This is a genomic window from uncultured Paracoccus sp., assembly GCF_947496875.1.
GTDB lineage: Bacteria > Pseudomonadota > Alphaproteobacteria > Rhodobacterales > Rhodobacteraceae > Paracoccus.
The window spans coordinates 127990-141764 of sequence record NZ_CANMEH010000004.1 but is presented as its reverse complement, the minus strand read 5'-3'; the positions used below and the strand labels follow the sequence as shown (position 1 = coordinate 141764).

The window sequence follows — 13775 nt, the reverse complement described above, 5'->3', positions numbered from 1 at the left end:
TCTTCCTTGATGGTCAGCAGGTCCGGCCCACGGGCCTGCCCGGGTCGCCCGCGTCATGACCGCCCGGCTCGTCACGCTTGATCCGTCCGACAATGTCGCAACGGTCACGGCCACCCTGAACGTTGGTGAGCAGGGTGCCAACCAGACGATCCCGCGGGGGCACAAGATCGCCCGGCAGGCCATCGCGACGGGAGAGACCGTCGTGAAATACGCCCAGGTGATCGGCTGGGCCTCGACGGACATTGCCGCGGGGGACCATGTCCACACCCACAACGTGGAATTCCGCAACCTGGCCCATGCGCACAGCTACGGGTCCAACCTGCGGCCGGCGCCGGCGCCTGCCCGCCGCGACAGCTTCAGGGGCTACCGGCGCGCGAATGGCGCGGTGGGCACGCGCAACTTCATCGCCATCCTGACCTCGGTGAACTGTTCGGCGACCGCGGCCCGCAAGATCGCCGATCATTTCACCGCCGAGCGGCTGGCCGCCTATCCCAACGTCGACGGGGTGACCGCCTTCGTGCACGGGACGGGATGTGCCATGGGGGGCGACGGGACCGGGTTCGAGACCTTGCAGCGCACGCTGTGGGGCTATGCCCGCAACCCCAACGTCGGCGGGGTGCTGATGGCGGGGCTGGGCTGCGAGATGATGCAGATCGACTGGCTGATCGAGGCCTATGGCCTGACCCCCGGTCCGCTGTTCCAGGCCATGAACATCCAGGATGTCGGGGGGCTGGCGCGAACCGTGGCGCTGGGGATCCGCAAGGTCGAGGAGATGCTACCGGTGGTCAACGCCGCCACGCGCGAGGACTGCCCGGCGTCGGACCTGATGGTGGCACTGCAATGCGGCGGGTCGGACGCCTGGTCGGGGATCACCGCCAACCCCGCGCTGGGGCATGCCTGCGACCTGCTGGTGGCGCAGGGCGGAACCGGCGTTCTGGCGGAAACGCCGGAAATCTACGGGGCGGAACATCTGCTGACCGCGCGCGCCGCCCGTCCCGATGTGGGCGACAAGCTGCTGGAGCTGATCGCCTGGTGGGAGGATTATGCCGCCCGCAATCGCGGCAGCATGGACAACAATCCCAGCCCCGGCAACAAGAAGGGTGGGCTGACCACGATCCTGGAAAAATCCCTGGGGGCCGCGGCCAAGGGCGGGACCACGCCGCTGAACGGTGTGTTCCGCTATGCCGAGCCGGTGACGGGGCGCGGCTTCACCTTCATGGACAGCCCCGGCTATGACCCGGCCAGCGTCACCGGGCAGATCGCCTCGGGCTGCAATCTGGTGGCGTTCACGACCGGCCGGGGATCGGCCTTCGGGTCCAAGCCCTCGCCGTGCATCAAGATCGCCACCAACTCCGAGATGTTTGCCCGCATGCGCGACGACATGGATGTCGATGCCGGCCGGATCCTGAACGGCGCGGCGAGCGTCGAGGAGGTGGGGCGCGAGATCTATGAGCTGCTGCTGCGGGTCGCCTCGGGCGAGCGGTCCAAGTCCGAGGCCCAGGACCTGGGCGACTACGAATTCGTGCCGTGGCAGATCGGGGCGGTGATGTAGCCGCCCGATGTCGTCCGTGCCGATCGACAGAAAGCTGCGCGGCCTGGCGATATTCGCCATGAGCGTCGCACTGTTCGGCTGCATCGACACCTCGGCCAAGTGGCTGATCACGGCAGGGCTCGCGCCGCTCGTCGTGGTGTTCGCCCGCTATGCCGGGCATCTGATGCTGATCCTGGCCGTCACCCTGCCGACGCAGGGGACGGCGGTGCTGCGATCGGTGTCGCCCCGGCTGCAGCTGGCGCGGTCGGCCTGCCTGTTCCTGTCCACGCTGTTCAACTTTCTCGCGCTGCGCCACCTGCCGCTGTCGCTGACCACCGCGATCCTGTTTTCCGGACCGATCTTCACCACCCTGCTGTCCATCCCGCTGCTGGGCGAGCGGGTGACGCCGCGGCGGATCGCCGGGGTGGTGCTGGGGTTTGTCGGGGTCCTGTACATCGTCCAGCCGTGGAGCGAGAATTTCTCGCCGGCGATGATCCTGTCGATCGGGTCGGTGCTGTCGGTCTCGATGTACTTCATCCTGACCCGCCGGCTGTCCCACGAGGCGAATGCCACCCACCAGATCTGGGCGGGCGCGGTCGCAACCCTGTGTCTCGCGCCATTCATCCTGTGGCAGGCGACCTGGCCCGAGCGGCCCATGGAATGGCTGATCTTCGCGCTGATCGGCGTCTTCGGGCTCAGTTCGCACAGCCTGGCGGCGCTGGCCCACCGGATGGCGCCTGCATCGGTGCTGGCCCCGATGATCTATCTGCAGCTGCTGTTCGTCAGCTCGCTGGCCTATCTGGTCTTTGGCAGCGTGCCGGGCCCCGAGGTCCTGATCGGCGGCGCGATCATCATCGCGGCAGGGCTGTGGCTGCGCCATGTCGACCGGATCGAGACGCCGGCCACGGCAAACCCTCAGCCGCGGGGCTGATCCGTTTCCTCGGCCGGGCTCATCTGCCGCGTCAGGTTCCTGACCAGACCGTCCAGATGTGATTCCATGTGCCGGCGCATTGCAGCGGCGTCGCGGGATTCCAGCGCCCGCACGATGCCGCGGTGGTCGGCCAGCACGCGCATGGCGTCGGTGCGTTCCCGGGCGGACAGGAACCGGATGCGCCACAGCCGCGACAGATATTCGCCATGGGTGCGGGTCAGGGCCGGGTTGTGCGAGGCGGCGACGATGGCCCGGTGCATCTGCATGTCGGCGTCGAACACCTCGACCTTGTCGCCGCTGGCGTGATCGGCCTCGATGGTCTCGCACAGGCGGCGGATGGCGACGATCTCCTCCGGGGTGGCGTTGCGGCAGGCGAGTTCGCCGCCGAACAGTTCCAGCTGCCGCAGCACCGCGACCTCGTCCAGCGCCTCGTCCAGGGTCATGTCGATGACCGTGGGGCTGCGCAGCGGGCGCAGGGTGACGAGACCTTCCTTCGCCAGCATCCGCACGGCCTCGCGCAGCGGGGTGCGGCTGACCCCCAGCCGTTCGGCGTGGTCGCGTTCCTTGATGGGGCTGCCGGGCGGCAGCACGCCGGTCAGGATCTCGCGCCGCAACTGCGCGGCGATCGTCCCGGGATAGGTGGTCGCGGTTTCGCGGCCGCGGCTGCTGTCCCCGCGGCCCGCCCTGCCGGTCATCCGCCGGCGGCTTGCCGGACCACGGCCGCCGGATCGTTGACCGGGGTTTCGGGGGCATGGCCCTCCAGCATGGCGCGCAGGTTGCGCCGCTGCAGCGCGCCCATCGCCGCGCGGGTCTCGACGGTGGCCGATCCGACATGCGGCAGCGGCAGCAGGTTCGGCAGCCGCGCCAGGCGCGGATCGACATCGGGCTCGTTGCGGAACACGTCCAGCGCCGCGCCGCGAATCCGGCCCTGTTCCAGCGCCTCGATCAGCGCCGCCTCGTCCACGACCGATCCGCGCGAGATGTTGACCAGCACGCCGTCCGGCCCCAGCGCGTCCAGCACCCGGGCCGACACCATCCCTTCGGTGGCCGGCCCGCCGACGACCGACACCACCAGATCGTCGACTCCACGCGCCAGATCGACGGGATCTGCATGGTAGGTCCACCCGGCGGGCGTGTCCTTGGGCGTACGGGACTGGTAATGGATCCTGCACTTGAACGCGACCAGCCGGTCGGCGATCTCGCGTCCGATCCGGCCCATCCCCAGAATGCCGACGGTGCGACCGGACAGCTTGCGGGCCAGCGGCAACTCGCCGGTCTGCGCCCAGCTGCCATCGCGCACCGCGCGCATCCCGCGCTCGAAATCGCGGCTCTGGGCGACCAGCATCGCGACGGCAAGATCCGCCACGTCGTCGTTCAGCACGCCCGGCGTGTTGGTGACGACAATGCCCCGTTCCGTCGCGGCGGCAACGTCGATCGCGTCATAACCCACGCCGTTGTTGGCGATCACCCGCAGCCGTGGCAGCAACGCCATCTGGTCCGGGCCGAAGGGGGCGTGCCCCCGATAGGCCACGGCCTCGATCCTGTCCCGGTCCGCCTGCGGCATCCCTGCCAGATCATCCAGGGTCGCCAGCATCGCAGCCCCCTCTTCCTCGACCAGTGCGGTGTGATCGATGTCTGCATAAATGCCGATCGCCAGAACCCGGGTCATGCGACCTCCCTGTCAGAAATGTGTCAAAGTGATGCGGTGATCCCGCCGTCCACGTAGAGCGTCGTCCCGTTGACGAACGACGACGCGGCCGAGGACAGAAAGATCGCGGCGCCGACCAGTTCCTCGACCCGGCCCCAGCGCCCGGCCGGGGTGCGGCGGGCCAGCCAGTCGGAAAACGCCGGGTCGGCGACCAGCGCGGCGTTCAGCGGCGTGTCGAAATAGCCGGGCGCCAGGCCGTTGCACTGTAGCCCGTGACGGGCCCAGTCGGTGGCCATGCCCTTGGTCAGGTTGGCTACCGCGCCCTTCGTCGCGGTGTAGGGCGCGATCCCGGGCCGCGCCAGCGCAGTCTGGACCGAACAGATGTTGACGATCTTGCCCTTCCCGCGCGGGATCATGTGACGGGCGACGGCCTGCGCCACGTTGAACACGCTGGCGATGTTGGTCTGCAGCATCTGCTGGAACGCCTCGGGCGGGAAATCCTCCAGCGGCGCGCGGTGCTGCATGCCGGCGTTGTTGATCAGGATGTCGATCGGCCCGGTCGTCGCCTCGATCCGGTCCACCGCGGTGCGGACCGCGGCATGATCGGTGACGTCGAACGGATGAAGCTCGACGTCGGCGCCACCCTCGCGCAGCCGTGTCGCGGCCGCCTCCAGCCGGGCGGGATCGCGGCCGTTCAGCAGGATGGTGGCCCCGGCGGCGGCCAGGCCGCCGGCCAGCGCCAGGCCGATCCCCTGGGACGACCCGGTGATCAGGGCGCGGCGGCCGCTCAGGTCGAACAGGGCCAGCGACACGCCTCAGCCCCGTCCGACAAAGGGCATGTTGGTCGCCATCACCGTGATGAACTGGACGTTCGCGCCCTCCGGCAGGCTGGCCATGTGCAGGACGGCATCGGCGACCACCTGGGCGTCCATCACCGGCTCGATCCGGTTCGAACCATCGGCCTGCGGCACCCCCCGCGTCATCGCCTCGGCCATTTCGGTCAGGGCGTTGCCGATGTCGATCTGGCCGCAGGCGATGTTGAACGGCCGCCCGTCCAGCGACAGCGACCGGGTGATCCCGGTGACCGCATGCTTGGACGCCGTGTAGGCGATCGAGCCGGGGCGCGGCGCGTGGGCCGACACCGAACCGTTGTTGATGATCCGTCCGCCCTGCGGGTCCTGGGCGCGCATGACCCGGAACGCCGCGCGCGCCGCGTTGAACACGCCGTTGACGTTCACGTCGATCACCCGGCGGAACTCGTCCGGATCGACCTGATCCGGTGTCTGGGTGACCAGCCCGGTTCCGGCGTTGTTGAAAAGCACGTCCACCCGGCCCCACTCTGCCGCGGTCCGGTCGAACGCGGCGTCGACGGCGGCCGCGTCGGTGACGTTGCAGGGCAGGACCAGCGCGCCGCTGTCACCCGCGGTCTCGTTCAGCGCGTCGGCACGCCGGCCGATCAGCCCGACCCGCCAGCCGGCCTGCAGGAATGTCCGGGCGGTGACGCGGCCGATGCCGCTGCCCGCCCCGGTGATGATGATGGATCCTGGCATGCGTCCCCCTTTGACGGCCTTGTGCGCGTGACCGCTAGTGATTGTCGCGCGGCAGGTCGCGGGCGACGCGGTGATAGGCGGTGGCAAGTTCCAGACAGCCCCCGTCCGCCAGCTGGCCGACGGTGCGGCGATACAGTTCCTGCCACGGCGTCTGGTTGACCAGTTCGGGCGGGGTCCAGGCGGCGCGTCGCGCCTGCCATTCGGCGTCGTCGACCAGCGCGTCCATACGCCGTGCATTGAGGTCCAGCCGCACCCGGTCGCCGGTCTGCAGCAGGGCAAGCCCGCCGCCGACCGCCGCCTCGGGGCTGGCGTTCAGGATGGACGGGCTTTCCGAGGTGCCGGACTGCCGTCCGTCGCCTACCGTGGGCATGTGATTGATTCCGGCCTTCAGCAGCGCGTCGGGCGGCTGCATGTTCACCACCTCGGCGCTGCCGGGATAGCCGACGCAGCCGACATTCCGGATGAACAGGATGCACTGCTCGTCGATGCCCAGGGCCGGATCGTTGATCCGGTCATGATAGTCCTCGGGTCCCTCGAACACGATGGCGCGGCCTTCGTGAACCCCCTCGTTGCCGGGATCGGAGAGGAAGCGCCGGCGAAAATCGTCGGAGATCACGCTGGTCTTCATCAGCGCGCTGTCGAACAGGTTGCCGGACAGCACCAGGAACCCGGCCTTTTCGCGCAACGGATTGCCGACGGGGCGGATCACGTCGTGATCGGTGGAGCGCCATTCGGCGACATTTTCGCCGGCGGTGCGGCCGGTGACCGTCATCGCGTCGTCGTTCAGCAGACCGGCCTGCTGCAGCTCGCCCATGACCGCGGCGACGCCACCGGCGCGGAAGAAGCTTTCGCCGAGATACTGGCCGGCCGGCTGCATGTTCACCAGCAGCGGCAGGTCGAAACCGACGGTTTCCCAGTCGCGCACGTCCAGTTCGACACCGGCGTGGCGGGCGATCGCCTGCAGATGCGGCGGGGCGTTGGTGGACCCGCCGATCGCGGTGTTGACGCGGATCGCGTTCTCGAACGCGGCCCGGCTCAGCACATCGCTGGGCTTCAGGTCGTCCAGCACCATCTGCACGATGCGCTTGCCGGTCTGATAGGCCATCGCCATCCGTTCGCGGAACGGCGCCGGAATCGCCGAACAGCCGGGCAGCGACATGCCCAGCGCCTCGGCCATGGCATTCATCGTGCTGGCGGTGCCCATCGTGTTGCAATGCCCCAGGCTGGGGGCAGAGGCGCAGACCCGGCTGATGAACTCGTCGTAGTCGATCTTGCCCTCGGCCAGCAGCCGGCGGCTTTCCCAGACGATCGTGCCGGACCCGGCGCGCTTGCCCTGCCACCAGCCGTCCAGCATCGGCCCGCCATTCAGGGTGATCGCCGGCAGGTCGACCGTTGCCGCGCCCATCAGCATGGCCGGTGTGGTCTTGTCGCAGCCGGTGGTCAGGACCACGCCGTCGATCGGATAGCCGTGCAGCACTTCGACCAGTGACAGATAGGCCAGGTTACGGTCCAGCGCGGCGGTGGGCCGCTTGCCGGTCTCCTGGATCGGATGGACGGGAAATTCCATCGGGATACCGCCGCCGTCGCGGATACCCGCCTTGATCCGGTCCATCAGGAACACGTGGATCTTGTTGCAGGGGGCGATGTCGCTGCCGGTCTGGGCAATCCCGATCACCGGCCGCTCACCCTGCAGTTCCTCGCGCGTGTATTCCTGGTTCTGGTAGCGTTCCAGGTACAGCGCAGTGATGCCCGGGTTGTTCGGGTTGTCGAACCATTCCTGGCTGCGAAACCGCTTGTTGGCGCGCGTGTCGGACATCCCCACCCCCCCTGCATGACCTGCGTGGTCTGGTATACCAGCCACGCGGAAGCTGTAAAGCTCTGCCCGGTGCGCGGCCGCTGTCTTGCAGCACGACGGGAATGGTATACCATCCGCTGGGTTACTCAGCAGGGGGGAATGGCATGCCGGGATATGAGGGGATCTGGCCGGTCGCGCCGACGCCGTTCCATCCGGACGGGGCGATCGATACCGAGGGCATGCGCCGGGTTCTCGACTGCATGATCGACCAGGGTTCGACCGGCATCTGTATCCTGGCAAACTTTTCGGAACAGTTCCTGCTGTCGGATGACGAGCGCGAGACGCTGGCCCGGCTGTCGCTCGAACATGTGGCGGGCCGGGTTCCGGTCATTGTCACCATCAGCCATTTCGCGACCGCGATCGCCGTGTCACGCGCGCAGCGGGCCCGGGACCTGGGCGCCGCGGCCGTGATGATGATGCCGCCCTATCACGGCGCCCTGATGCGCGGCACCGCCGAGCAGACCTTCGAACAGTTCCGCGCCGTGGGTGAGGTCGGGATTCCGATCATGGTCCAGGACGCGCCGCTGTCCGGGGTCGATCTGCCGGTTGCGCTGCTGGTCCGGATGGCCCGCGAGATCGAGATGGTGAAGCTGTTCAAGATCGAGTGCCCGCAGGCCGCGGCCAAGCTGCGCGCCCTCATCGCCGAGGGCGGCGATGCGATCGAGGCACCGATGGACGGCGAAGAGGCCATCACCCTGCTGGCCGACCTGGACGCGGGGGCGACGGGGTCGATGACCTCGGCCTCCATCGTGGACCAGATCAGGCCGGTGCTGGACCTGTGGGCCGCCGGTGACCGGGCTGGCGCGACCGATGCCTATGCCCGGGTGCTGCCCTTCGTGAATCACGAGAACCGGCAGGCCGGGTTCCGCGCCGCCAAGGTGCTGATGAAGGAAGGCGGCGTGATCGCATCCGAATACTGCCGCCATCCGATCGCGCCGCTGCATCCGGCGACGCGCGCGATGACCGTCGAACTGGCGAGGCGGCTCGATCCGCTCGTCCTGCGCTGGGGGAATTAGGATGCCGCAACCGGATCTGCCGGACGAGGGCGTCTTTGTCGGTCGGGTGTGGCGGCCCGACATCGGCCCGGCCGTGGTGGTTCACCGGGACGGACGGCTGCTGGACGTGACCTGCCCCGAAGTCACGACGATGCGCGACCTGCTGGAACGCGATGACCCCGTGGGGTGGTTGCAGGCGCAGCGGGGCGCAGACATCGGATCGCTGTCGGATTTCGCCGTCATGGGGGCGGGCGGGAATGATCCGCGGCTGCTGTCCCCTGCCGACCTGCAGGCGATCAAGGCCAGCGGCGTGACCTTTGCCGCGTCGATGGTGGAACGGGTGATCGAGGAGCAGGCGGCGGGCGATCCCGATCAGGCCGCCGCCATCCGCGCCCGCATCGGCGAGGCGATCGGCGCCAACCTGCGCGGCATCGTGCCCGGCTCGGACCGGGCCGCCGAGGTCGCCCGCATCCTCAAGTCGGAGGGGCTGTGGTCCCAGTATCTCGAGGTTGGGATCGGCCCCGACGCCGAGATCTTCACCAAGTGCCAGCCGATGGCGTCGGTGGGCTGGGGGGCGGATGTCGGCCTGCATCCGATCAGCCGCTGGAACAACCCCGAACCGGAAATCGTGCTGGCGGTGGACAGCAGCGGCCGGGTCCGCGGCGCCACGCTGGGCAACGACGTCAACCTGCGCGACGTCGAGGGGCGATCCGCCCTGCTGCTGGGCAAGGCCAAGGACAACAACGCCTCGGCCGCGATCGGCCCCTTCATCCGGATGTTCGATGCCGAGTGGGGGCTGGACCAGGTGCGCGCCGCCGAACTGACGCTGCGGGTCGAAGGGACCGACGGCTTCGTGCTGGACGGGCGGTCCTCGATGTCGCAGATCAGCCGCGACCCCGCCGATCTGGTGGCGCAGGCGATCGGCCGGCATCACCAGTATCCGGACGGGTTCATGCTGTATCTCGGCACGCTGTTCGCACCCACCCAGGACCGCGACGCGCCGGGGCAGGGCTTTACCCATCATCCCGGCGACATCGTCACGATCCGGGAACCGGCGCTGGGGGCGCTGACCAACACCGTCCGGTCGTGCACCGACTGCCCGTCCTGGACGTTCGGCACGGCCGCGCTGATGCGCAGCCTGGCAGGGCGGGGGCTGCTGGCGTGATGCCGCCCGGGATCAACCTGGCATACCAGATTTGACTCGTCCGGGCGCAGCGTCCATGTCTCGCCGGCAGTCGGCGCAATCGCGAAAGGGCACGTCATGACCTTCACACCTCACGGCAAGCACCTGATCGGCGGGGAATGGATCGGGGGCGACGCGACCTTCCGGTCGTCGCCCGCGCATGGACCGGCCCATAATTATGCAGCCGGTACGCCGGACCTGGTGGCGCGGGCCTGTGCGGCGGCGGCCGACGCGTTCGACGATTACGCCGCGACCTCGCGTGAGGCGCGCGCCGCGTTTCTGGAGGCGATCGCCGACGAGATCGACGCGCGTGCCGATGCCATCACCGAGATCGGCACCCAGGAAACCGGGCTGCCCGAAGCGCGACTGCAGGGCGAGCGGGGGCGCACCACAGGCCAGCTGCGCCTGTTCGCGGACCATATCCGCAAGGGCGACTATCTCGACCGCCGGATCGACACGGCGCTGCCCGACCGCCAGCCCGCCGCCCGACCCGAACTGCGGATGATCCAGCTGCCCGTCGGTCCGGTCGCCGTGTTCGGCGCCTCGAACTTTCCGCTGGCGTTTTCGACGGCCGGTGGCGACACGGCCGCGGCGCTGGCCGCCGGTTGTCCGGTGGTGGTCAAGGGCCATTCCGCCCATCCCGGCACCGGCGAGATCGTGGCCGAGGCGATCAAGGCCGCCATCGCGCGCACCGGCATGCCACCAGGGGTGTTCGCCCTGATCCAGGGCGGCAACCGCAAGGTCGGCGAGGCGCTGGTCACCGATCCCCGCATCAAGGCCGTGGGCTTTACCGGCAGTCTTGCCGGCGGACGGGCGCTGTTCGACCTGTGCGCCGCGCGCCCCGAACCGATCCCCTTCTTCGGCGAACTGGGCTCGGTGAACCCGATGTTCGTCCTGCCGGCCGCCGCCGCGGCGCGCGCCGACGAGATCGGCACCGGCTGGGCCGGATCGCTGACGATGGGGGCAGGGCAGTTCTGCACCAATCCGGGCATCGCCGTGGTGCTGGACGGTCCCGACGCCGACAGGGTGGTGGACGCCGCGCGCCGCGCCCTTGCCGATGCGGCGCCGCAGACGATGCTGACTGACGGGATCGCATCCGCCTATCGTGAAGGGATCGACCGACTGGGCCAGTCCAACGCGGTCAAGCCCGTCCTGAACACCGACAGCAGCGATCGGAGCGCGGGGCCCAACCTGTACGAGACCACGGCCGATGAGTTCCTGGGCGAAGACAGCCTCACCGAAGAGGTGTTCGGTCCGGCTGGCCTGATCGTCCGGGCCGGCACGCCCGACGAGATGCTGCGCATCGCCCGCGGCTTTCCGGGCCAGCTGACCGCGACGCTGCACAGCGACGAAGCCGACGCCGCGCTGGCGCGGCGGCTGCTGCCGGTTCTGGCGCAGAAGGCGGGCCGGGTTCTGGTCAACGGCTTTCCGACCGGGGTCGAGGTGGCGGACGCGATGGTCCATGGCGGACCCTATCCCGCCTCGACCAATTTCGGCGCGACCAGCGTCGGCACCCTGTCGATCCGGCGTTTTCTGCGGCCGGTATGCTTCCAGAACCTGCCCGACTACATACTGGAGGGTGACCTGCGCGGCTGATGCGACCGCGCCCGGATCGCCGCTAGCCCGGTCGGATCGCGGGGTCCGGCAGCGCCGCATCCACCGCGCGCGCCAGCGTGCCGTCCGGGTCGACTAGGCTCAGCGCGATGTCGAAATGGTGGAAGCCCGGCATGTCGACCAGTTCGGCCCGATTTCCCGCCGCACGCCAGGCGTCCACATAGGCGCGCGTCTGGCGGGCGAACTGGGCCGTCTCGTCGCCGCCGGCCGCGGCCAGCAGCGTGGCGCGGCTGCCTGCGGGGATGTGCCGGATCGGGCTGTTGCGATCGACTGACGCCTCGTCGAACTGCATGAAGTCGTTGACATAGCTGTGCCGCAGCGGTTCCAGGTCGTGAATTCCGGACAACGCCAGCCCCACCCCGATCGTGTCCCCCGGGATCCCGAACCGGTCCGTCCATCCGCCCGCCAGCAGCATCCCGACAAGATGCCCGCCAGCCGATGATCCGCCCACCGCCAGGGGCCTTGGCCCGATCCGGAACCTGTCCCGGTTCTGCGCCAGAAAGGCCACGGCGGTTCGCACCTGGCGGACGATCTCGTCCAGATCGGCGTTGGGAACTAAGGTATAGTCCACCACCGCCACGTGGAACCCGCGGTCATGCAGGCCGCGCACGGCAAAGGCGTTGTCATCCTTGGACAGCGCGCGCCAGTAGCCGCCGTGGATCCAGATGAACAGGCGGCTTCCCGGCGCTGCGGGATAGAAATCCAGCGTCTCGCCGCTGACTGGGTCATAGACGATGTCGCGCTGATGCGGGATGTCGCGGCGCACCCGGTCGCTTTCCGCCTGATAGCGCGCAAGCTCGGCCTCGAAGGAGGGCACGGTCTCGCGGGCGTTGTACTGTCGGTCCATTTCGGCCCGGTCAGGGCGGGCCTGCGCCGGCTGCGCGCTGTCGGTCATCGACGATCCTCTGCGGTCGGGTAATCCTTCGGGCAGATTGACGCCGCTTGCACCGGCAGGCAACAGTCCCCCGTCACCAAGCAAGGGAGCGCTGAGATGCCCGACATCACCCGCCGGGGCGCGATCGCCGCCGCCGCCATCACCGCCATGACGCTGCTGGCGGGGCCGGGAACGGCCCAGACCGCCGCAACCGACTGGCCCACGGGTCCGGTCCGCGTGATCGTCGGATTTCCGGCCGGCTCGTCGCCGGACACGCTGGCCCGCCTGATCACCGAGCCCTTGGCCGAGCGCCTGGGCCAGCCGGTCGTCGTGGAAAACAAGCCGGGCGCCGGCGGGGTGATCGGCGTCCAATCGATGCTGACCGGCACGGACGGGCACACCTTTGCCACCACGATCAACGGGCCGCTGACCACCTCGCAGCGGCTGGTCAAGGACCTGTCCTATGACCCGGCGACGGACATCGCCCCCGTCGCCCTGATCGCCACCAGCGCGCTGGTGCTGGGTGTCAACGCCGCGTCGCCGGCGCAGGACCTGGCCGGATTCGTCGAACTGGCGAAGTCGGCGCCGGGCGATCTGACCTATGGTTCGGTTGGGCAGGGGTCGGGCGCGCATCTGACGGCCGAGCTGTTCAACGCCGCCGCAGGCATCGAGATGCTGCACGTGCCGTTCACCAGCTATGCCGAGGTCACCACCTCGATCGTCGGGAACGAGATCGACGCCGGCTTCATGGCCCCATCGGCCGCCCTGCCGCAGGTGCAGGCGGGGACGATGCGGCTGCTGGGCATCACCTCGGCGGAACCATCGCCGCTGGCGCCGGACGTCCCGGTGATCGCGGGGCAGGCCGGCCTGCCCGCCGATTTCAAGGCGGAGCTGTGGAATGCGTTCATTGCACCGTCGGGCACCGATCCTGCGGTCATCGAGCGCCTGAACACCGAACTGAACGCCATTTTGCAGGACGAGGCGGTCGTCGAGAAGCTGCTGGCGATCGGCTGGCAGGCGCAGCCGGGCACGCCCGAGGACCTGACCGCGCGGATCGAGGCCGACACCGCCATGTGGGGCGCGGTGATCGACCGGGTCGAGGCGGCGGGCAACTGACCCTGGCGACGACGGCGACTGGCGGACATGCAGCGCGACCAACATGATCTGTGGGGCGGCCTTGGACTGGCCGCCCTGGGGCTGGCTGTCGCCGGCCACGCGCTGACGTCATTCGAGTTCGGCACGTTGCGCGCCATGGGGCCGGGGTTCTTTCCGGCCGTGCTGGGCGGCCTGCTGGCGGTGCTGGGCGTGATGATCGCCGTTCCTGCCTGGGCCCGCGCCGGCGAGGCGCGGCCGTTCCACCTTCCCGAGGCGGTGGCCGTGCTCGCCGCGGTGGTCCTGTTCGGGGCGGGTCTGTCGCGCCTGGGTCTGGTCGTCACCACGGCGCTGGCGGTGCTGCTGGCGAGCTGGCCGGCGCCGCGCCCCGGCGTCGGCTGGCGAGTGGCGCTGGCCGGCATCGTCACCGCCCTGACATGGCTGGTGTTCGGCGTCGGCTTGCAGATGACGATCCCGCTCTGGCCGGCGGGACTGCGCTAGC

The 13775-nt window shown here is 69.4% G+C and carries 13 protein-coding genes; 7 read left to right on the top strand and 6 right to left on the bottom strand.

From position 1 onward, the window contains the following. Positions 1–55: 55 nt before the first annotated feature. Both Q0938_RS07110 and Q0938_RS07105 read left to right on the top strand, forming a co-directional pair. Positions 56–1552 (top strand): UxaA family hydrolase, encoded by a 1497-nt coding sequence (locus Q0938_RS07110; RefSeq protein WP_299360556.1) that lies wholly within the window; start codon positions 56–58, stop codon positions 1550–1552. A gap of 16 nt (positions 1553–1568) precedes the next feature. Beyond that, positions 1569–2462 carry a DMT family transporter gene (locus tag Q0938_RS07105; protein WP_299360554.1) on the top strand — a complete coding sequence of 298 codons (894 nt, stop codon included), beginning with the start codon at positions 1569–1571 and terminating at the stop codon, positions 2460–2462. Here Q0938_RS07105 and Q0938_RS07100 read toward each other — a convergent pair. From Q0938_RS07100 to Q0938_RS07080, 5 genes are read right to left on the bottom strand one after another with little or no spacing between them, the layout of a single operon-like run. Next, the gene (locus Q0938_RS07100) at positions 2447–3157 is read right to left on the bottom strand and encodes a GntR family transcriptional regulator (RefSeq protein ID WP_299360553.1); all 711 of its coding nucleotides are present in this window, start codon (positions 3155–3157) and stop codon (positions 2447–2449) included. The genes Q0938_RS07105 and Q0938_RS07100 overlap by 16 nt on opposite strands. Then, positions 3154–4131 (bottom strand): 2-hydroxyacid dehydrogenase, encoded by a 978-nt coding sequence (locus tag Q0938_RS07095; RefSeq protein ID WP_299360552.1) that lies wholly within the window; start codon positions 4129–4131, stop codon positions 3154–3156. The genes Q0938_RS07100 and Q0938_RS07095 overlap by 4 nt, the downstream gene beginning before the upstream one ends. Positions 4132–4154: 23 nt before the next feature. Continuing rightward, on the bottom strand, positions 4155–4922 hold the full coding sequence (locus tag Q0938_RS07090; protein WP_299360551.1) for an SDR family oxidoreductase: 768 nt from the start codon (positions 4920–4922) through the stop codon (positions 4155–4157). Positions 4923–4925: 3 nt separating this feature from the next. Beyond that, positions 4926–5660, bottom strand: a complete 735-nt coding sequence (locus Q0938_RS07085) for an SDR family oxidoreductase (protein WP_299360550.1) — start codon at positions 5658–5660, stop codon at positions 4926–4928. Positions 5661–5694: 34 nt separating this feature from the next. Next, positions 5695–7476: an IlvD/Edd family dehydratase gene (locus Q0938_RS07080; protein WP_299360549.1), complete on the bottom strand. Its 1782-nt coding sequence runs from the start codon at positions 7474–7476 to the stop codon at positions 5695–5697. Positions 7477–7619: 143 nt separating this feature from the next. On the opposite strand from Q0938_RS07080, the gene Q0938_RS07075 reads away from it, so the two are divergent. The 3 genes from Q0938_RS07075 (at position 7620) to Q0938_RS07065 (ending at position 11289) form a co-directional block, all read left to right on the top strand. Next, complete coding sequence (locus Q0938_RS07075; RefSeq protein ID WP_299360548.1) at positions 7620–8531, top strand: dihydrodipicolinate synthase family protein; 912 nt, start codon at positions 7620–7622, stop codon at positions 8529–8531. A 1-nt stretch (position 8532) separates the two neighbouring features. Then, positions 8533–9675: a fumarylacetoacetate hydrolase family protein gene (locus Q0938_RS07070; protein ID WP_299360546.1), complete on the top strand. Its 1143-nt coding sequence runs from the start codon at positions 8533–8535 to the stop codon at positions 9673–9675. A 96-nt stretch (positions 9676–9771) separates the two neighbouring features. Further along, entirely contained in the window at positions 9772–11289 is a 1518-nt protein-coding gene (locus Q0938_RS07065) for an aldehyde dehydrogenase (NADP(+)) (protein ID WP_299360545.1), read from the top strand. 22 nt (positions 11290–11311) lie between these two features. On the opposite strand, the gene Q0938_RS07060 is transcribed toward Q0938_RS07065, so the two are convergent. Beyond that, a complete protein-coding gene (locus tag Q0938_RS07060) occupies positions 11312–12202 on the bottom strand; it encodes an alpha/beta hydrolase (RefSeq protein ID WP_299360544.1) in 891 nt (296 codons plus the stop codon). 96 nt (positions 12203–12298) lie between these two features. Between Q0938_RS07060 and Q0938_RS07055 the strand changes: the two genes are divergently transcribed. Together Q0938_RS07055 and Q0938_RS07050 are read left to right on the top strand one after the other, a co-directional pair. Continuing rightward, on the top strand, positions 12299–13297 hold the full coding sequence (locus Q0938_RS07055) for a tripartite tricarboxylate transporter substrate binding protein (RefSeq protein ID WP_299360542.1): 999 nt from the start codon (positions 12299–12301) through the stop codon (positions 13295–13297). Between the two features lie 27 nt (positions 13298–13324). Beyond that, complete coding sequence (locus Q0938_RS07050; RefSeq protein WP_299360540.1) at positions 13325–13774, top strand: tripartite tricarboxylate transporter TctB family protein; 450 nt, start codon at positions 13325–13327, stop codon at positions 13772–13774. Position 13775 lies beyond the last annotated feature (1 nt).